Raw genomic sequence first — 16,855 nt, forward strand, 5'->3', positions numbered from 1 at the left:
GGACGGGCGCAATGTGTCGATTTGGTTTGACAGCAACAAGGTCAACGCCGGCAGCTTTGGCTTGGGCGAAGGCACAGTCACCCACACCCCCGAGGGTGTGACGGCGGTCAACGGTGGCAACATCAACACCACCAGCGCGGCCACGCTGTATGCATCGGTGGCCTTGCAGTCTGAGAAGGCGATCAAGGTCGAAGCGGGCACCAATGGTGTGGGTGAGGTCAGCTTGGGCGTGCAGCAAACACCGGCCGTGGCGCAGGTCAGTCAAATATCCATCACCAGCCCACAAGATGTGGTGACCTCCACCCTTACAGGTACATATATTGAATTTGCCGATATGGGCACGGCCACTGAAAGCTTGAGCATTCCAAATTACAACGGGTATGACGGTGGTGCTGGTCCAGCGTCCGCTTCAGGCGCGCTCAGTTTCCAAAGTGGCATTCTTTACCGGGGGGATGGCACCAATCCCATCGCCATTGGCAGAGTAGATTCCAATTTAAACGGAACCCTGGGAAAGCCATTGAGAATCAACCTGGGATATGTGTTTTCTGACGCAGCGAATCAATTTTTTAATCCAGCCAACCAGCACTTTTACGAAGTGGTGACGCATTCATCGCATGTGACCTGGCAGCAAGCAAAAGTTTTGGCCCAAAGCAGAAGCTTATTCAGTTTGAATGGGTACTTGGCAACGGTGACCGATGCCAGTGAACAAAGCTTTATCAATGTCCAACTGGCTCGCAAGGAAGGGTGGATTGGCGCCAGCGATCAAGAGGTGGTTTTGGGTGGGCTGGGTGAAGGCAATTGGGCCTGGTTGACAGGGCCAGAAGCAGGGTCAGCACTCGCAGGCAATTATGCCAATTGGTCTGGGGGCGAACCCAATGACTCTGGTCGGAATGAAGACTATGCTTATATATTAGGCGACGGGCTATGGAATGATTATCCTGAAAATGGTAACTACCGTGTTAGATCATATGTTGTGGAGTACGGTGGTGGCGGTGCGTTTGGCACTTATGCGGCCCCCACCCTCACCAACACCGACTTGCAAAATATACGATCCAGGGTCATTTACAGCGACAGCTCGGCCAATTCAGACACGGCCTCTGTCACGATCAATGGGCAAACCATCACTTCTGCGCCCACCCTGCGGGGTGGGGAGTCGATCGCCACAGCCCTGGAAACGGCCATCAACGCACGCATCAATGCCGGCACGCTCCAAAATGTGGTGGTGCAACGTTACGGCAACACCCTGAACTTGCAATCAACGGTGCCTGGCACCGCTTTTGACCTGTCGGCCGCCAGCACCAATCACTTGGGCAACACCATTTCGGCGCAAACGGTGACCGACAACAAAACGGCTGGCACCATGACACCCAGCACAAGCCATACCGACAGCCATTTTGTGGACCTGGGCTTTTATCAAGGCACCTTTGGTGGCGAAGTGGACGCCGCGGTGAGCAAAATGTCACCCCCGCGCACCGGTCGCTTGGCGTTCCAAATTGGCGCCAACGAGGGCCAGCGCATCACCATCGACCTGGCCGACTTCGGCAAGGGTGGCCCCATCACCGGTGAAATCACCTGGGACGCGGACCTGGACCCCTTGGTGCCTGGCTCCACCATTCCCGAGGCGCTGCCTGGCGGCCCCAATTTGATGGGCAAACCGCTCACCCGCACCTTCATCAGCTCGCTGCAAGGCGCGCAAGATGTGCTCAAAAAGCTGGATGTGGCGATGGACAAGGTCAACCAGACCCGCGCCACCATGGGTGCGGTGATGAACCGGCTCGACCACGTGATCAACAACTTGACCAATGTGTCCATGAACTTGTCGGGCTCTCGCAGCCAGATCGAGGACGCCGACTACGCCGCAGCCAGCACCCAATTGGCCAAGACGCAGATCATGCAGCAGGCCTCTACCGCGATTCTGGCGCAGGCCAACCTCAGCCAGCAAAGCGTGCTCAAGTTGCTGGCAGATTAAACACCATCAGGCTGATTTTTGAACACCGTCGTGCGCCATGCGCAACCGCCCAAAGTTCATCGACCACACGCCCACAATCGCCAATCCCCCTGCGCTCACCAACGGTGCCGTCAGGGGCTGCCCCAGCCACAGGCAAAATGCATGGAGCCCCCTCCACACATTTTCCTCAGGTGCGACCCGCCAGTCTGGTCAGGGTCAGGGCTACTTTGCTGATTTGACGCCAGTGGTAAAACACAACGGTTTTGCCACCCCTTGAATGCGAAAGGAATTTTTCAATGCGCACAGCCATCGTGAATCTGGGTCGGATTGTTTCGGGAGACTGGCGCAAGCCATGGGTAGCGGGGGATGCCATCCTCATGGACAACGGCATCATCACCCAAGCGGGCCAGGTGGCAGACAGTGAATTGCTATCGTGTGACGTGGTGATCGATGCAGGCGGCGCAACCGCCATCCCTGGGCTGATCGACTCGCAAGTGCACAACACCTTTGGTGACTACACGCCCCGCCAAAAAACCGTTGGGTTTTTGGAGAGCTATGTGCACGGTGGCGTGACCACAGCGATCAGCGCCTCAGAAGTCCATGTGCCGGGTCGACCGAAAGACCCTGAAGGGGTCAAGGCCCTGGCCGTGGCGGCGATGAAATGCTTCGAAACCTACCGCCCCGGCGGCATGCGGGTGTGGGCCGGGGCCGTCATCCTTGAACCTGGCTTGCTCGAGCAAGACTTCGCTGACATCGCCCGCCAAGGCGTGTGGTTGGCCAAAGCAGGGTTTGGTGCGGTGAAAACACCTTATGAATACACGCCCATGATCGCTGCGGCCAAAAAACACGGCATGACCACCCTGGTGCACACCGGCGGCTCTTCCATCCCCGGCTCCTCTGGCATTTGGGCCGACCACTTGCTGGACATGAAGCCCGATGTGTCGTTTCACACCAATGGCGGCCCGGTGGCCATGCCCGATGCGGACTATCCCCGCCTGGTCCATGAGTCGCAAATCGCTTTGCAGGTGTGCACCGCGGGCAACCTGCGCACCACGCTGTGGTTGGGAAAGTTGGTTCGCGAGGCCGATCAGTTCGATCGCTTTTTGATCGCCACAGACACCCCCACAGGCTCGGGCATCATGCCGCTGGGGCTGATGTACACCATCAGCCACCTGGCCAGCCTGGGCGACATGCCTGTGGAAATGGCCATTGCCGCCGCCACCGGCAACAACGCGCGTGTGTACAAACGCAATTCGGGCTTCATCGCGCCGGGGCGCGACGCTGATGTGGTGATCATCGATGCCTGCGTGGGCGGCTCCAAAAACGACGCGCTGGCATCGCTGACCAATGGCGACATTGCAGCCGTGGCCGCTGTGGTCACCGATGGCGTGCCCCGATTTGTGGGGCGCAGCCGCAACACACCTGCGCCCATGAAAACGGTGCGCGTGGCGCAAAACCGCGTACCGCACGACTTCAGCGGCACGGCCCATTGAAACTGCAACACCCCACCCCAGAGGTACCTATGGACAAGCACATTGCAAATGAGTTTGGTATCCGTCGTTGGTATGTGCAAGAAGACGAAACCCTTCTGAACGAAACTGGCCAAGCGGCCGATGGTGCGCCTCTGCGCAAGCTGGTCATTGCCGCCTGCTTGGCCAACCCCTATGCCCACCGGAAGTTCACGCCAGATTTGGGCGATGTGGTCAAACGGTCCCCAGCGCTGGGTCTTGAGATCGGGCGCAGGTTGCAGCTGGCACTGCGTGGCGAGGCCTTTGAGAGCTATGGCAAAGCCTGCATCGTGGGCCTGGGTGGCGAATACGAACACGGCAACGCCTTTTTGACCGCCACCATGATGGACCCGCTGCGCGATTTGCTCGGTGGTGGTTTGGCTTGGGTGCCCTCCACGGGCAAACGCGGTGGGCCGGGTTGCACCATCGACATTCCATTGGCCCACCGTGACGCCCTGTACGTTCGCTCGCACTACGACACAGCAACCGCCACCTTCCACGACGGACCCAACCCCGATGAAATCATCGTGGCGTTTGCCGTCGCCACCCGGGGGCGACTGCATGCCCGGTTGGGCGGGCTGAAAGCATCCGACATCCAAGCACGCGACGGGCTGCGCTGATCATTCCGTCCCTGGGTGCCGGTTAAGGCGCACCCGTGCACAATCGCTCAGGTGTTGTTTTGAGCAACCATGTCAAAAGCACAAAGGCGCCTTTCACTTCTCAAGTCTTGTATGGTCCAGACCGAGATTTTTTACCGACTGCGGTGATGCAAGCAAACCATCCTTTCCAAAACGACGAAGGCCATGCCGGCCAATCCATCCACAACCTGGTGTATTGCAGCCGTGGTGCTGCTGACATGGATGACGCTGAAATAGCGAAGATCATTGCCACAGCCCAACGCCACAACCCCAAATTTGGCATCACGGGTCTATTGGTCTTTGGCAGTGGTTATTTCTTTCAATGGCTCGAAGGCCCCAGAGACAACGTGCAAAGCCTGATGAAAATCATTTCAGCCGACCCGCGCCACGACAGCGTGGTGGTACTGAGCCAAGAGGATGAAATACGCGAGCGGCTGTTCCCGGACTGGGCCATGGAGCTGGTGGAAGCCGAAGACATCCGCGTGGTGTTGGAAGACGCCGTGGAAGATGCCCGCGACCCCAAACAAAAAAAGGCCTTGGCCTTGATGTTGAAAGAACTCAACGCTGGCTAGCTTGGCGCGGGATACGGGTAACCCAGAGAAATTCACGCCCATTCTGATGAGGCAACTTACTCACGCCCTTTGAACGCTTAGGAGCGAAACCATGAACATCAATCACTACACCTATCGAGTCACTTGGTCTGCCGAGGACAACGAACACGTTGGTTTATGTGCTGAATTTCCTTCGCTTTCCTGGCTCGCCCCCACCCCAGAAAAAGCCCTCTCCGGCATTCGTCGGGTTGTGGGAGAGGTGGTCGAGGAAATGAAAGCTTCAGGCGAAGTGGTTCCTGATGCGCTCTCAGAGAAAACCTACAGCGGGCGTTTTATGGTTCGCATTCCTTCCATGGTGCACCGCACATTGGCAACACAGGCGGCGGAACAGGGCATCAGCATCAACCGTCTGGTGTCTGCAAAGTTAGCCGCATGATTGAATAGGCGCCATGAATGGATGATGAATAAGTAACGACCTTGCCCAAAATCAAGTCAATGCCATCCCACACTGTCCAAAGTGATCAATAGTGGCGCCGCTGAAGTGTGGCGGGCAACACAGGCGGCGTATGACCTTTGGCCAGCGCGCCATCACAATTAAAAAGGAGTATTGATGAGCACCACAGCACTGACGCCCCGACAGCCCGTCCCTGCATTGAACGTTCCTCTGGTCACTGGCGGCCAGTTTGTTCTTGGCGAAAAACCCGCCGCCAAATTTGATCTTGTTGTGGTCTACAGGGGACTGCACTGCCCAATCTGCGCGAAATACTTGATCGAACTAGAAACCTTGACACCCGAGTTTCACAAGCTTGGCGTCAATGTGGTGGCACTTAGCAGCGACAACGCCGAGCGTGCCCAGGCCATGGCGGAGAAGATCAAAGCGACCCACCTGAAAATGGGTTACGGCTTGAGCATGGCCAGTGCCCGCCAGTGGGGTCTGTACATCAGCACCTCTAGGGGCAAGACATCCTTAGGCATTGAAGAGCCCGCACTCTTTAGCGAACCGGGCGTTTTCATCGTCCGCCCTGACAACACGTTGTATTACGTGTCTACGCAGACAATGCCCTTCGCTCGCCCTTCGTTCCAAGAACTGTTGGGAGCCATTGAATTTGCCATCGCAAAAGACTATCCCGCGCGTGGCGAATACACCGGCGAGGTTTAACGAAGAACTGACCTGAGCAGGTTTTCACTGGGTCATTACAGCTGATGCACGACAACTCGTAAATTACTGCGCAGTGTGGAGCCAGTTCTCTGCTTCCAGCGCAGGCACCCGTGCGAACTCCCCCATGTTGTTCGTCACCAGCACCAGGCCTTCGCTGCGGGCGTGCGCTGCAATGTGCATGTCGTTCACACCGATAGGCTGGCCGAGTTTTTCCAAGGCGGCGCGAATGGCTCCGTAATGTTGCGCGGCCTTGGGGCCATAGGGCAGAACTGCTAGGCGACTGCAAAAGTCCTCGATAGCGGCTAGGTTCTCGCTCACCCGGCTGCTTTTCTCCGCACCGTGAAAGAGTTCGGCGAGGGTAACTGAGGAAATTGCCATGCGGCTGGCGTTGGTGTTGAAAGTGGAAAGCACCTCGACAGGTCGCCGCTTCAACACGTATATGACGATGTTGGTGTCCAGCAGGTACCGCAGCATCAGAGCGCCTCCCGCTCCGGCTGGTGCTGGGTGGCGCGCTCGGGCAGGAAGTCGTCGCTAACTGTGGGGCCACCCAGAAAGAAGCTGTCCCAGGTTTGGCCTAGGGGTGAGATGATGCGCTCGTTACCTTTGACGCGAATCTCTACCTTTTGGACTCCCTCGGGTAGACGCACGTCCAAAGGGAGACGAACGGCCTGGGTACGGTTATTGACGAAAACAGTACCGATGGACATGATGACCCCCGAGAAAAGTATATAGCAATTGTATATGGCGACTCCGCAGTAGTCAATTGGGGTTCAATTCATCTTTCTAAATGTTGAGACCGCCACTCGTTGCGTGAGTTTCCTGAATTCTTTTTATGGGGTCGGGGGTTCCAACTCGATTCTGATTTTGAACTCCGATGGATCAGTGTTTTCCCGGGGATTATTTGCACTAAAGACCGGAATCTGCATACTGAAGCCGAACCACATTTCAGGAGCCAGCAATGCCAAGAGCAAAGAAAACATGGGGCGAAAAGATGAAGGCCAAACCGCCCCACCATGTCATCCTTGAGAAGGATTTCGCAGGCATCCCCAAAGGGGCGAAATTGCTCATTTCATGCCCAGTTGAGATTGCGGCAGAGCTCAAGACGATCACGCCAGGCTCCACCATGTCGATCCAAGCTTTCAGGCGCAAACTGGCGGCGAAAAACAATTGCGATGCCACATGCCCCGTCTCAACTTCCCTTTTTCTGAGAATCGTGACGGAGCACGCTTGGGAGGAGTATGGCCGGACCGGAAGCACTAGAGATCTGGCCCCTTTTTGGCGAGTTGTCGAATCCAGTTCACCCATGGCAAAAAAACTGAGTTTTGATCCAGCTTGGATTGACTTGCAGAGGGAACTTGAATCTTGATTCGAGTCCTGCTGTGCGCATGGACTGCTGAGCAAGTCTTGGTTTTTCGACATCAACCAGTCCAAGTTTTACGCAGCACCCGCGGCGGTCAATATTGGACGGCTTCAAGGGCTTTTCGTGCGATTTATCAATCGGCCAAATTCCCGGAACTTTTATCTCAGGCTTTGCCCACCATGGCCTTGATGTCCTTCATCAAAAGGAACAGGTGAAACGGGTCAGATGGGCTGGGTTCAAACTCCCAATGGAGATACCACTGCTTGGCAGGCTCGTCCTTGGCGTGAACCAACAGTGCACGAATCCCGGCAATATCCGCCGCCTGCGCTGTGCGCAGCAGCGCATCTTTGAGCAGTGCTTTGCCAAGCCCTGCGCCTTGGTGCTGAAGGTCCACGGCAAGCCGGGCCAAAATCATCACGGGCACAGGGTGTTGTGGAATACCTTTGGTCACACGCGGTGCTGCATTGGATGGCTCGACACTGCCAACCGCCAAGCTGTAGAAACCAACGACCGAGCCGGATTGGCAGCTCACATAGGTTTGCGCGCTGTTGGATTTTTGGTTGACGAGCGCAAAGCGCTGCAAAAACTGGTTCAGTGCAGGCTGACCACAATCAAAGGACTCAACGGCGTCCAAACCGGCCAGTTTGCGCACTGGCTCATAAGCCCGCGAACTCAACCAAGCAACCCCGGCTCAGACAAAAGTTTCTTGAGCTTGGGCTTGCGCTTGGCGCTCACGGGTTGATCCAGTGCAGCCTGAAACGCCAGCCACTTCTCTTCACTCAGCTCGAAACGGGTGCGGTCAGCCAAGGTCTGATTGGCCGCGATGATGCCCGCGTCGAGCAAAAACTCGCTCACATTTTTGTGTGCCACACGTGCCGCTTCCTGAAGCAATTGCTTCACGGGCGCACTGGCGCGCACATCGATGCGCTCAGATTTGGAATGAATGACTGATGTCATGGCAACCCTTTTTTTGGATGGTTGCCCCATCATAGCGTCCGGACAGCGTACTGACAAGTGTTTTTACCAACTGTGCTCATGATGTACATGGTTCGAAGCACAGCTCAATCGATGCAAAATCGATGGCGGGTAAATTGGTGGGTAGATACAAAAATGCGCCCGAAAGGCGCATGAATACTAGGCATCTGGCGGGGCAGAACACGCCTCATCACAAACCGCCTAAGTTTCCCAAGGGCACGTAGATCAAGCTCTTGGGGTCCGGTTCATCATTCTAAATGTTGAGACATCTTCTTGTACCGAGAGTTTTCAGAACCTCTGTGCTAAAGGCTCCGGAATTAGAACCTGCTAGGTTGTCCCACTGCGCCCCTTCGACCCAAAGCGGAAGTGGGAACAGGTTGAGTGGTCACTCAAGCAGTCATACTTCACTGCAATATTTTCAAATAGCGCACCCATTCGCTCACGTAACTGGCCGCACTCAACCCAAAGCATGGAGTGCTGAGGTGTAGGGATGGGTTCTTCGCTCAGCAAATCCGTCAACCAGCAAACCTACTCCGGCAAATAAGACCAGAGCAATGCCGATCCCTTGCAATAAATCGGCAGAGGTTAAAAAGCGGAGTGCTAAACCGGCAACGCCCAACAGGCCCCAAATGGCCAAGTAGACGGGCCATGCTTTATTGACCTTGCTCATCCTTGTCAATTCTTCTGTGACAGCCGCATGGGGATTAGTTTTCAGTGACTGCTCAAGAGCTTGCACTTGTGCTGGCGAGCGGTAGCCCACTACAGCGCCCACCGTAGTCATAAGCAATCCCATCAGCAGGAAAGGTATTGCAACACCTCGTGCAAAACTGGTGGGGCTGTCAGTCATCAACCAGGCTCCGACCACAAGGCTGATCAGACCGGCCGGGAGGATGAAGACCAACGCTTCCAATTTCTCGCCTTGGAAGTAAATTTGCATGGCTTCAAGTAGCCCTGAATCGGATGGTGTGCCGGTCATAAAAATTCCTTTCAATTACTGTCTGGGCGCCTAATCGGAATAAGCGTGAAAGATGATTCAAGGTGCGGCGCGTAGCAGTTGGCGCAGACCGTCGGGGGTCTGTCCAGTCCAACCCCTGAACGCTCGAAAGAATGAGTTTGGCTCATCAAACCCGAGAAGAAATGAGATCTCAGCTGTTGGCAACTCAGTCTTCAGGAGGTAATGCTGTGCCAGCGATTGCCGAGTGGCTTGCAGCAATCCCGTATAGGTCAGGCCCTCCTGCTCAAGATGTCTTTGAAGCGATCGCTGGCTCATCCCGAGCCTCCGTGCCACCGCCTCCATACCCACCCCTCCCCCCGGCAATGCTTCTAGCAAGACCGATCGGACCCGTTGACCTACTTGTACGGAAGCATCGAGCTGTGCCAATCGTGTTCGCAATTCCGGTTCGAATGCTGCCCAAATTTCTTCGTTCGAGGTAAGAAAAGGACGCAAAGTATCGGCCTTGGAGAACGTGATGCAGTGAGCACTGCCTTTCTTCAAATTCACGCCCAAAAAGTCTGCATACGGAGTAGTTTCCAGCGGCAATGCGGTGGTGGTGACCATCAGCGGATTGACCACCTCACGCGTACCCATGCGCGCCAATGTCACAACGAAGAGCAGTTCCGTCACCACCAGCGAGGTTGGAGGCTTGTTACCCGCGCTCAGCCACACAAACTCGAACGCTACCTCTTGCTCGTCTTCGCGCACCTCCAGCCGCACAGGGGCAACCAGGGCCTTGTAACGCGCTATGCGCTGTGCAGCCACGAGCAAGTTGGGGCTGCACAATGCAGCAAAAAGAGGCGGGGAGAACGATTCGCTGCGCACATCGCGGCAGAGTCTTAGGGGAAGCAACGGATCAGCAATCTCCGCCTCGATGCCTTGCCAAAACCTGTGAAAGTCCTCGGCCTCTAGGCGGACCGATGGACGGAGTAGCAAATCTTCAGGCAATCCCGCTCGCCGCAATACATTCGCACCAGACACCCCCAAATCTTTGAGTAGGGGGCGCCAGGTGGAGTCCAGAGCGTAGGTAGTGGAGTGCATTTAGCCAATCATGCACTCAATCCAAACTGTGATCGCATACCACCAATAAAAGTGGCATCGTCAGATTGGCGACGAGCGTTCAATAGGTGCACAGCGTCAGCACCCGCTTCATAGCGAAGTCGATCGGCACTGTCGCTTGCAGCGCCGAAGATGGTGTCGGCAATCAATTCCGCTGGAGAGGCATTTTCTGCCATGGGCCCGAGTGCCGACATGAATGCCTGCACTAACGGCTGGTAATCGGGCAGTGCAGGTTCGTTGTTGAAATCGAACGAACGTCCAGAAAAGTCTGTTTTCACCATGCCAGGCTCCACGAGCTTCACCCGGATCCCCAGAGGCAGCAACTCAAAGTGCAGTGATTCGGAAAGGCCCTCCACCGCGAACTTGGTGCCGTGGTACAACGTACCGAGGGGGAAAGTTATTCTCCCTCCAATCGACGAGATGTTTATGATCGTGCCGCTTCGCTGGGCACGAAAGTACGGTAACACAGCCTGAGTTGTGGCCAACAGACCCGTTACATTGACGTCAAACTGCCGACGAATCTTCTCCATGGGTGTGACCTCCAGCGGCCCATACGCACCGTATCCGGCATTGTTCAGCAGTACATCAAGTTTGCCGAACCGAGCTAATCCCTCTTGCACGGCTGACTGGATGGAGGGCAAGTCCAGTACGTCCAGCCGTGTGACCAGGACGCGATCCAGGTTATTCAACTCCCGTTCGTCTTCGGGAGAGCGCATGGTTGCGACAACGTTCCAGCCGGCTGATTGGAAACGTTTTGCGGTGGCCTTGCCGATCCCGCTGGATGCCCCGGTGATCAATACAGTCATGTTCATGGTCTTGAACCTCCTGCAATAAATGTAGACGGGAGGCAAGGAACTGACACTGTCCAAGCGCGCCAATCAGCAATCAAAATACGCCAAAATGTGCAGATTCAAATGGCTCGTCTAGTTTTCTGCCAATTTGATGTCTCGCCTGCACACACAAAAGCAGTCACTCATGACCGACAGCAATTGGCCGAAAGCAGCCCATCCCTTGGGATGCACCACCCCCCCCCGCTGAGAAAAAACGCCTAGCCAACCGGTATGAACCTATATGAAACCACTGCATATAGGCATCAAGGAGCAAGGCCATGGCTTCTAACAACACCTCATCTTCGAACCCACGGGCTGAAAAAATGGGTGACGTGCTGGACGCCCTGTCCAGTGGCATCGCCAAAACCGCAGCCAACGAACCCAAGTTCGAGCCCCAAATGTTGGTTCCAGAGGCCCCAGCCGAACCTGCCCGCCAGCTACTGACCGAAATAATGCTCGCCGATCGCTGGGTGTGTTCAGTCGCACGCCTTCAGCGCTGGCGCACCGTCGGCGAGGGCCCGCAGTACTTGAAGATCGTGGGGAAAGTTTTGTACCGGCTGAAAGACATTGAGGCCTACGAGGAAGCCAGCCTGGTCCGGAAGGTGTTCTAGGGGCGTATCCAAGGAGACCCCGAACGGATTTGAAATTGTTCGAATGAATTGGATTCAGTTCGAAATAGTCTTGGCGGCCCAGAACATACCTCATCACAAACCGCCTAAGATTTTGATGGGCAAGCAAATCAAGCACTTGGTGTCCAGTTCATCTTTCTAAATGTTGAGACAGACACTGGTTATGTGAGTTTTCAAACTCCTTTTTGTTATGCCTATATGACAGCCATCATCTAGCGCTGAATCGCCGTAGCAGGCTTTCCAAAGGTCCTATCGCCCAGCGAGATTGCGTCGCCTTCGCTAGCAGGTCCAGCACGATCCATGTACCCAGAGCCAGCGCCGATACTGCTCCCGCATTGAGTTTGCCGAACAGGCCCAAACCATAGGCACAGAAAACAATCGACAAAATGAGTGACTCTCCGATATACCCGCTCAGGCTCATCCTGCCCGCCGGCCTGAAGATGGCTAGAGTCTGCACTCCACCTGCATGCATCGTGGCGAGTACCGACACATAACCCCAACTGAGTAGCGGCGCTCCGGCAAATCCGAGTGCTATCCCTGCCGTTTCGCGCAGCCCCCAAGAGCCGACCTGAGCGCCAGGGCCTACAACGAGCCACGCCGACAGGATTCCAAGACACAGTCCAGGGCTTAGGCCCCAGCGCAGACCAGCCTGCCAAAGTGGCCTGTGAAGTTCGGGTCGAGCAAAAAGGCTCCGACGTCCAGCCACTAGGCCGAGTGCAAACGCCGCCAGTACGCCCAAGCCGTTGAGCAAGAAGATACTTGATGAAGCCAATGGCCAGAAAGAAATCCGCGCAACGGTTGCTTCAAAAAAACCACCTTCACGCATCGCTTGATTAAACGATTGACCGGCAGCTATCCACTGCTTATCAGTAAGAGATCCGCCTGGCTCCGTCATAACTGCCATCGGGAGAGCAGCCAGCAGAAGTAGCCAAACAATCCCCGCAAAAACTGCCACGCGCAGAACCATCCGATCACTGAGACGGCGCATCCACGTCAGAGTAAGACCCAATACTGCATATAAAAACAAGATGTCGCCCACAAAAAGTAGTGCAGCATGCGCGATACCCAAAAGACCGAGGCCCAGCAGGCGACGCCGGAAGCGACGTACAGAAGTTACACCTTCGTCTTTGACTATAAAGTGCATGCTGTAGCCGAACAGGAAGGCGAACAGCAGATAGAACTTTGCCTGAGCGAACGCTACGACGGCAAATGCTGCCGCGCGGTCGTACCAGGCGTGTACCGAGTCTGCGGTGAATCCCTCAGCGGAGATACCGAGGAATGGGGCGTTGACAAATATGATGCCAAGAAGAGCGAAGCCGCGCAGTTCGTCAGCGAACTCTTGCCGCGGCAACGGGGCAAGAGACGAGGAAAGTGAAGGGGTGGTCATGTCAGACTTCAATAAAGTTAAGCTGTCCACGATCATAATATAATGCGACGAATTACTCCATCCATAATTGTTTATTGAGGTAACACATGGCCAGAACACGGGACGAGGCGTTGCATGCGACGCGTAGACAGGACATCCTCGCAGCAGCAGCCCGCGTATTCAAAGCCAAGGGCTTTCACCTTGCGAGAACTGAAGACATCTGTGCGGAATCAGGTCTAAGCGCAGGCACCCTGTTCCGTCACTTTCCCGACAAGCGATCAATGATCGCGGCGATCGCCGATGTTGAGTTCGAGCGCTTGCGATCAGAAATCGAGCAGCTCTCGACACGAGAAGGCATCCTCTGGCTGACCCGGTTAACGGCGGAAGAACTCGCACAACTCATCGAGCCCAAGGGTTTCGAGCTTGGTACCGACAGCTGGTTAGAACTGGCTCGCGACAGCGAGGGTCGTAAACGACTGCTGGAGGTCAACCACGGATGGAGACAGATGATCTCGCATCAACTCGAGCAGGGAAAGGCTGAGGGTTGGATCCGCAAGTCAATCGATAGCGAGGGTACCGCAACCATTTTGCTGGCCCTGTTCAGCGGTCTACAGCTAGAAAGAGAGGTAGGTTTGGCAGTGGACACGAAAGCCACCGCCTGCGCGATTGCCGATCTGTTCGGTGGCTTGCTTCCCTCCTGATGCCGCGCAACGGTCAGCCAGCCATGAGCACTTGAAACTCCCAATCGTTTTTCCTAAAGAACGAATTAACACACTTGGAAATTGCAAAACCCCAATAGAAAAAAGACAATGAAAAAAGTAATTGGCTACTTCCTCTTTGTATTGTCATTCATGGCTTGGGCTGCAATTGCAATTCTGCCTTTTTTGAATTTATCCATTGAGATGAGTGCGGCTATCACGACTGCTCTTATTGTTGGTGGTGAGATCGCGTTTGTTTTAAGCATCGCATTACTCGGCAAAGAGTTTTTAGGAAAAATCAAAAGCTTTTTTAATAAGCTTAATTTTTTCCGAAAAGAAAAATAGAGATTCAGATTAAATAGCACCCAAATAGGATCTAGCAATTGGAGGACATATGATTTACAAAGACCGAATGACAGCACGAATGGATGGCGATTTCGTTGTCTTTCTCATTGGAATGCGGATCAACAAGCCATTGGCAGTTCACAAGTATTTGCCTGTGCTAAATGCGATGCCCAAGATGCTGACGGAACTTTATACAAAACCAGAGTTGGGCTTGTTACACCACGAGATGTGGTTTTCTCGAACGATCATTTTGGTTCAATACTGGCGTTCAATGGAGCAACTCATTGATTACGCAAAGAACAAAGATTCGGCTCATTTGCCAGCTTGGCAAGCGTTCAATAAAGCTGTTGGTACGGACGGTAGTGTTGGCATATGGCACGAAACCTACAAAGCCAGCCCCGGTACTTATGAGAACCTTTACGTGAACATGCCTGCCTTCGGTCTTGGGAAGACCGGTCTGCTGGTTGAAGCAAAGGGGCATCTCAAATCAGCATCGGACAGGTTCAAAAGCTGAGAAACCTTGGGACGACTGACGGGATTCTGGCATTCGCAAGAGTATTTTTTGTGCTCATGTTGGTGTGCAGCATCGCATAAAACCGCGTGCAATCGGTACGGTTCAAATTCAGGTTTTGAACGGGCTAAGTCAAGAGGTTTTGAGCAGAAAGCCGTCTCAACAGTTCGATCACCATTTAAAAGGGTGACTTTCTTCAAGATCGGGGAAAGCTTGAGAAGAAAAAATTCAATCAGATCAACAACTTACAAACAGGCGTTTGAAGGATTGAAATATTGAAAGAAGTCACTGGCGGAGAGAGAGGGATTCGAACCCTCGATACGGCAAAAACCGTATACCGGATTTCGAGTCCGGCGCATTCGACCACTCTGCCATCTCTCCGCGTGTCGAGGGCGCGATTCTATCAGCGCCCCATGCACGCCACGGGCCTCAAAGGGTGTGGCGGGCCGTCTTCAGGGGCGCACCGGGTTGGGCACTGCGGTGGTTGGAGGCACGGAGGCGGCTGGCGGCCGCGCCACCGGCGGCGTGTTGGCGCTGCGCGGGGTGATGGTCATCACCAGGTTGGGGCCGCTGAGGGCCCCGCCTTCGGATATTTCAATGGTGGCACTGCGGTCGGGTTTGGTGAACACCAACAAACTGGTCTTGCCACGGCTGGCTGAAATCAAGCCCCAGCCATTGCGTTGGTATTGGTCCAAAAAGTAGTTGTAGGCGGTGCTGGTGTCGCGCCCCACATCCAGAGCCAAACGGCCCACCCAGTTGTCGCCCGCGCCCAAGATGAGCGACTGCTCATGAACCACCCGGCTGCCCGGAGGCAGTTGGGTTTGGCCGATCAACTCTTGGATGGGCAAGGCCGCCGGACCACCGTCTGCGCCCATGGGCGTGGTGCTGCATGCAGCCAGGCAACACAAAGCCAACAGGGGGCACAAGGTTTGGAATTTCATGGGAGGGCTTTCAAGGGTTGGAGGGTTTTCAGGCCCCCGAGGTAGGGCTGCAAAACGTCTGGCACGCGCACCGAACCATCGGCTTGCTGGTAGTTTTCGAGCACGGCGACCAAGGCGCGGCCCACGGCCAGGCCAGAGCCATTGAGGGTGTGCACCCATTCGTTTTTGCCTTGCGCGTTTTTAAACCGCGCTTGCATGCGCCGGGCTTGAAAGGCGTCGCAATTGCTGACCGAGCTGATTTCGCGATAGGTGTTTTGCGCAGGCAACCACACCTCTAAGTCGTGGGTGCGCACCGCACCAAAGCCCATGTCGCCAGTGCACAGCAGCATGACACGGTAGGGCAAACCGAGCTTTTGCAAAATGGCTTCGGCGTGGGCGGTCATGTCGTCCAGCGCCTGATCACTCTTTTCGGGGTGGACGATTTGCACCATCTCCACTTTGTCGAATTGGTGTTGGCGGATCATGCCGCGCGTGTCGCGCCCGTGGCTGCCCGCTTCTGAGCGAAAGCACGGTGTGTGGGCGGTGAGCTTGATGGGCAAGTCGGCCTCGGCCACAATTTCATCGCGCACAAAATTGGTCAGCGGCACTTCGCTGGTGGGGATGAGGTACAGGGCGGTGGCGTCGTCGCCGTCTTGGCCGCCTTTTTTGGCGGCAAACAAATCGGCTTCAAACTTGGGCAGCTGCCCCGTGCCACGCAGGCTATCGGCATTGACGATGTAGGGCGTGTAGCACTCGGTGTAGCCATGCTCTTGGGTTTGCACATCGAGCATGAACTGCGCCAGCGCCCGGTGCAATCGGGCGATGGGGCCTTTGAGCACGCTGAAGCGCGATCCCGCCAATTTGGTGCCGGTTTCAAAGTCCAGGCCCAGGGGTTCGCCGATGTCCACATGGTCTTTGACTTCGAAACTCAGGGGGGCAGGCTCCCCACCCAAGCCCTGCTGCGGACTCCAACGGCGCAATTCCACATTGCCATGCTCGTCACTGCCCACCGGCACACTGGGGTGGGGCAAATTGGGCAGGGCTTGCAGCAAGGCCAGCATGTCGGCTTGCAGCAACTCCAAGCGCTGAGCGGAGCGCTCCAGATCGTCTTTGATGCTGGCCACTTCGGCCATGATGTCGTCGGTGCTTTCGCCCTTGGATTTGCGCTGGCCAATTTGCTTCGACAGGCTGTTGCGCCGGGCTTGCAGCTCTTCGGTGTGGGTTTGCAAGGTTTTGCGCTCACCCTCCATGGCCTGAAAGGCGTCAACATCCAAAAAAAGTTGCGGTGACTTGCGGGCGTTGAGGCGCTCCAAAACGTGGGGCAGATCGCGTCGGAGCAAATTGATATCGAGCATGGGGGGCGA

Annotated in this window: 21 protein-coding genes and 1 tRNA gene; 10 read left to right on the plus strand and 12 right to left on the minus strand. The window is 55.4% G+C overall.

Annotated features, from left to right (window positions below):
- From AC8GFZ_RS08295 to AC8GFZ_RS08320, 6 genes are all read left to right on the plus strand, one after another.
- Positions 1 to 1,969: flagellin (locus AC8GFZ_RS08295; protein ID WP_506644291.1), on the plus strand; the 1,969-nt coding region annotated here is incomplete at its 5' end.
- A gap of 275 nt (positions 1,970 to 2,244) precedes the next feature.
- Positions 2,245 to 3,441 carry an amidohydrolase family protein gene (locus AC8GFZ_RS08300; protein ID WP_506644293.1) on the plus strand — a complete coding sequence of 399 codons (1,197 nt, stop codon included), beginning with the start codon at positions 2,245 to 2,247 and terminating at the stop codon, positions 3,439 to 3,441.
- Between the two features lie 29 nt (positions 3,442 to 3,470).
- Entirely contained in the window at positions 3,471 to 4,076 is a 606-nt protein-coding gene (locus AC8GFZ_RS08305; protein ID WP_506644295.1) for an amino acid synthesis family protein, read from the plus strand.
- Between the two features lie 146 nt (positions 4,077 to 4,222).
- A complete protein-coding gene (locus tag AC8GFZ_RS08310; RefSeq protein ID WP_506644297.1) occupies positions 4,223 to 4,666 on the plus strand; it encodes a BLUF domain-containing protein in 444 nt (147 codons plus the stop codon).
- Positions 4,667 to 4,757: 91 nt separating this feature from the next.
- On the plus strand, positions 4,758 to 5,081 hold the full coding sequence (locus AC8GFZ_RS08315; RefSeq protein ID WP_506644299.1) for a type II toxin-antitoxin system HicB family antitoxin: 324 nt from the start codon (positions 4,758 to 4,760) through the stop codon (positions 5,079 to 5,081).
- Positions 5,082 to 5,255: 174 nt separating this feature from the next.
- Positions 5,256 to 5,804: a peroxiredoxin-like family protein gene (locus AC8GFZ_RS08320; RefSeq protein WP_506644301.1), complete on the plus strand. Its 549-nt coding sequence runs from the start codon at positions 5,256 to 5,258 to the stop codon at positions 5,802 to 5,804.
- 63 nt (positions 5,805 to 5,867) lie between these two features.
- Here AC8GFZ_RS08320 and vapC read toward each other — a convergent pair whose 3' ends face one another.
- The 8 genes from vapC to AC8GFZ_RS08360 all read right to left on the minus strand — a co-directional run bounded on the left by vapC (position 5,868) and on the right by AC8GFZ_RS08360 (position 11,004).
- Positions 5,868 to 6,278 (minus strand): type II toxin-antitoxin system tRNA(fMet)-specific endonuclease VapC, encoded by a 411-nt coding sequence (vapC, locus tag AC8GFZ_RS08325; RefSeq protein ID WP_506644303.1) that lies wholly within the window; start codon positions 6,276 to 6,278, stop codon positions 5,868 to 5,870.
- Positions 6,278 to 6,511 (minus strand): type II toxin-antitoxin system VapB family antitoxin, encoded by a 234-nt coding sequence (gene vapB / locus AC8GFZ_RS08330; protein WP_108355070.1) that lies wholly within the window; start codon positions 6,509 to 6,511, stop codon positions 6,278 to 6,280. The genes vapC and vapB overlap by 1 nt, the downstream gene beginning before the upstream one ends.
- A 238-nt stretch (positions 6,512 to 6,749) precedes the next feature.
- Positions 6,750 to 7,223 carry a hypothetical protein gene (locus AC8GFZ_RS08335; protein WP_506644305.1) on the minus strand — a complete coding sequence of 158 codons (474 nt, stop codon included), beginning with the start codon at positions 7,221 to 7,223 and terminating at the stop codon, positions 6,750 to 6,752.
- A gap of 104 nt (positions 7,224 to 7,327) precedes the next feature.
- Complete coding sequence (locus AC8GFZ_RS08340; RefSeq protein ID WP_506644307.1) at positions 7,328 to 7,816, minus strand: GNAT family N-acetyltransferase; 489 nt, start codon at positions 7,814 to 7,816, stop codon at positions 7,328 to 7,330.
- A 20-nt stretch (positions 7,817 to 7,836) separates the two neighbouring features.
- Complete coding sequence (locus AC8GFZ_RS08345) at positions 7,837 to 8,121, minus strand: type II toxin-antitoxin system TacA family antitoxin (protein ID WP_506644309.1); 285 nt, start codon at positions 8,119 to 8,121, stop codon at positions 7,837 to 7,839.
- Positions 8,122 to 8,596: 475 nt separating this feature from the next.
- A complete protein-coding gene (locus AC8GFZ_RS08350; RefSeq protein ID WP_133240064.1) occupies positions 8,597 to 9,115 on the minus strand; it encodes a hypothetical protein in 519 nt (172 codons plus the stop codon).
- 57 nt (positions 9,116 to 9,172) lie between these two features.
- The gene (locus AC8GFZ_RS08355; RefSeq protein WP_506644311.1) at positions 9,173 to 10,174 is read right to left on the minus strand and encodes an AraC family transcriptional regulator; all 1,002 of its coding nucleotides are present in this window, start codon (positions 10,172 to 10,174) and stop codon (positions 9,173 to 9,175) included.
- An 8-nt stretch (positions 10,175 to 10,182) separates the two neighbouring features.
- Entirely contained in the window at positions 10,183 to 11,004 is an 822-nt protein-coding gene (locus AC8GFZ_RS08360; RefSeq protein WP_506644313.1) for an SDR family oxidoreductase, read from the minus strand.
- A gap of 296 nt (positions 11,005 to 11,300) precedes the next feature.
- Here AC8GFZ_RS08360 and AC8GFZ_RS08365 point away from each other — a divergent pair, with 296 nt between their 5' ends.
- Positions 11,301 to 11,633 (plus strand): hypothetical protein, encoded by a 333-nt coding sequence (locus AC8GFZ_RS08365; RefSeq protein ID WP_506644315.1) that lies wholly within the window; start codon positions 11,301 to 11,303, stop codon positions 11,631 to 11,633.
- 226 nt (positions 11,634 to 11,859) lie between these two features.
- Here the strand turns inward: AC8GFZ_RS08365 and AC8GFZ_RS08370 are convergent, their stop codons facing one another.
- A complete protein-coding gene (locus AC8GFZ_RS08370; protein WP_506644317.1) occupies positions 11,860 to 13,038 on the minus strand; it encodes a DUF418 domain-containing protein in 1,179 nt (392 codons plus the stop codon).
- Between the two features lie 86 nt (positions 13,039 to 13,124).
- Between AC8GFZ_RS08370 and AC8GFZ_RS08375 the strand changes: the two genes are divergently transcribed.
- From AC8GFZ_RS08375 to AC8GFZ_RS08385, 3 genes are all read left to right on the plus strand, one after another.
- A complete protein-coding gene (locus tag AC8GFZ_RS08375) occupies positions 13,125 to 13,718 on the plus strand; it encodes a TetR/AcrR family transcriptional regulator (protein WP_506644319.1) in 594 nt (197 codons plus the stop codon).
- Positions 13,719 to 13,799: 81 nt separating this feature from the next.
- Positions 13,800 to 14,060, plus strand: a complete 261-nt coding sequence (locus AC8GFZ_RS08380) for a transporter suffix domain-containing protein (RefSeq protein WP_506644321.1) — start codon at positions 13,800 to 13,802, stop codon at positions 14,058 to 14,060.
- A gap of 49 nt (positions 14,061 to 14,109) precedes the next feature.
- On the plus strand, positions 14,110 to 14,574 hold the full coding sequence (locus tag AC8GFZ_RS08385) for a DUF4188 domain-containing protein (RefSeq protein ID WP_506644323.1): 465 nt from the start codon (positions 14,110 to 14,112) through the stop codon (positions 14,572 to 14,574).
- A 286-nt stretch (positions 14,575 to 14,860) separates the two neighbouring features.
- Here AC8GFZ_RS08385 and AC8GFZ_RS08390 read toward each other — a convergent pair.
- The 3 genes from AC8GFZ_RS08390 to serS all read right to left on the minus strand — a co-directional run bounded on the left by AC8GFZ_RS08390 (position 14,861) and on the right by serS (position 16,846).
- A tRNA-Ser gene (locus AC8GFZ_RS08390) sits at positions 14,861 to 14,952 on the minus strand.
- A 71-nt stretch (positions 14,953 to 15,023) separates the two neighbouring features.
- Positions 15,024 to 15,512 (minus strand): hypothetical protein, encoded by a 489-nt coding sequence (locus tag AC8GFZ_RS08395; protein WP_506644325.1) that lies wholly within the window; start codon positions 15,510 to 15,512, stop codon positions 15,024 to 15,026.
- Positions 15,509 to 16,846, minus strand: a complete 1,338-nt coding sequence (gene serS, locus AC8GFZ_RS08400; RefSeq protein ID WP_506644327.1) for a serine--tRNA ligase — start codon at positions 16,844 to 16,846, stop codon at positions 15,509 to 15,511. The genes AC8GFZ_RS08395 and serS overlap by 4 nt, the downstream gene beginning before the upstream one ends.
- Between the last annotated feature and the right edge of the window lie 9 nt (positions 16,847 to 16,855).

Source organism: Limnohabitans rimovensis (SeqCode), from assembly GCF_965234775.1.
In the GTDB taxonomy this organism is placed as follows: Bacteria; Pseudomonadota; Gammaproteobacteria; order Burkholderiales; family Burkholderiaceae_C; genus Limnohabitans; species Limnohabitans rimovensis.

What these genes read in the sequence shown, in the direction of transcription:
- AC8GFZ_RS08365 (WP_506644315.1), top strand. Translation starts at nt 11,301, where the DNA reads ATGGCTTCTAACAACACCTCATCTTCGAACCCACGGGCTGAAAAAATG.
- AC8GFZ_RS08345 (WP_506644309.1), bottom strand. Translation starts at nt 8,121, where the DNA reads ATGACATCAGTCATTCATTCCAAATCTGAGCGCATCGATGTGCGCGCC.
- AC8GFZ_RS08355 (WP_506644311.1), bottom strand. Translation starts at nt 10,174, where the DNA reads ATGCACTCCACTACCTACGCTCTGGACTCCACCTGGCGCCCCCTACTC.
- AC8GFZ_RS08395 (WP_506644325.1), bottom strand. Translation starts at nt 15,512, where the DNA reads ATGAAATTCCAAACCTTGTGCCCCCTGTTGGCTTTGTGTTGCCTGGCT.
- AC8GFZ_RS08385 (WP_506644323.1), top strand. Translation starts at nt 14,110, where the DNA reads ATGATTTACAAAGACCGAATGACAGCACGAATGGATGGCGATTTCGTT.
- vapB (WP_108355070.1), bottom strand. Translation starts at nt 6,511, where the DNA reads ATGTCCATCGGTACTGTTTTCGTCAATAACCGTACCCAGGCCGTTCGT.
- AC8GFZ_RS08305 (WP_506644295.1), top strand. Translation starts at nt 3,471, where the DNA reads ATGGACAAGCACATTGCAAATGAGTTTGGTATCCGTCGTTGGTATGTG.
- AC8GFZ_RS08310 (WP_506644297.1), top strand. Translation starts at nt 4,223, where the DNA reads ATGCAAGCAAACCATCCTTTCCAAAACGACGAAGGCCATGCCGGCCAA.
- AC8GFZ_RS08320 (WP_506644301.1), top strand. Translation starts at nt 5,256, where the DNA reads ATGAGCACCACAGCACTGACGCCCCGACAGCCCGTCCCTGCATTGAAC.
- AC8GFZ_RS08370 (WP_506644317.1), bottom strand. Translation starts at nt 13,038, where the DNA reads ATGACCACCCCTTCACTTTCCTCGTCTCTTGCCCCGTTGCCGCGGCAA.
- AC8GFZ_RS08335 (WP_506644305.1), bottom strand. Translation starts at nt 7,223, where the DNA reads ATGTCGAAAAACCAAGACTTGCTCAGCAGTCCATGCGCACAGCAGGAC.
- AC8GFZ_RS08350 (WP_133240064.1), bottom strand. Translation starts at nt 9,115, where the DNA reads ATGACCGGCACACCATCCGATTCAGGGCTACTTGAAGCCATGCAAATT.
- AC8GFZ_RS08315 (WP_506644299.1), top strand. Translation starts at nt 4,758, where the DNA reads ATGAACATCAATCACTACACCTATCGAGTCACTTGGTCTGCCGAGGAC.
- vapC (WP_506644303.1), bottom strand. Translation starts at nt 6,278, where the DNA reads ATGCTGCGGTACCTGCTGGACACCAACATCGTCATATACGTGTTGAAG.
- AC8GFZ_RS08360 (WP_506644313.1), bottom strand. Translation starts at nt 11,004, where the DNA reads ATGAACATGACTGTATTGATCACCGGGGCATCCAGCGGGATCGGCAAG.
- AC8GFZ_RS08300 (WP_506644293.1), top strand. Translation starts at nt 2,245, where the DNA reads ATGCGCACAGCCATCGTGAATCTGGGTCGGATTGTTTCGGGAGACTGG.
- serS (WP_506644327.1), bottom strand. Translation starts at nt 16,846, where the DNA reads ATGCTCGATATCAATTTGCTCCGACGCGATCTGCCCCACGTTTTGGAG.
- AC8GFZ_RS08375 (WP_506644319.1), top strand. Translation starts at nt 13,125, where the DNA reads ATGGCCAGAACACGGGACGAGGCGTTGCATGCGACGCGTAGACAGGAC.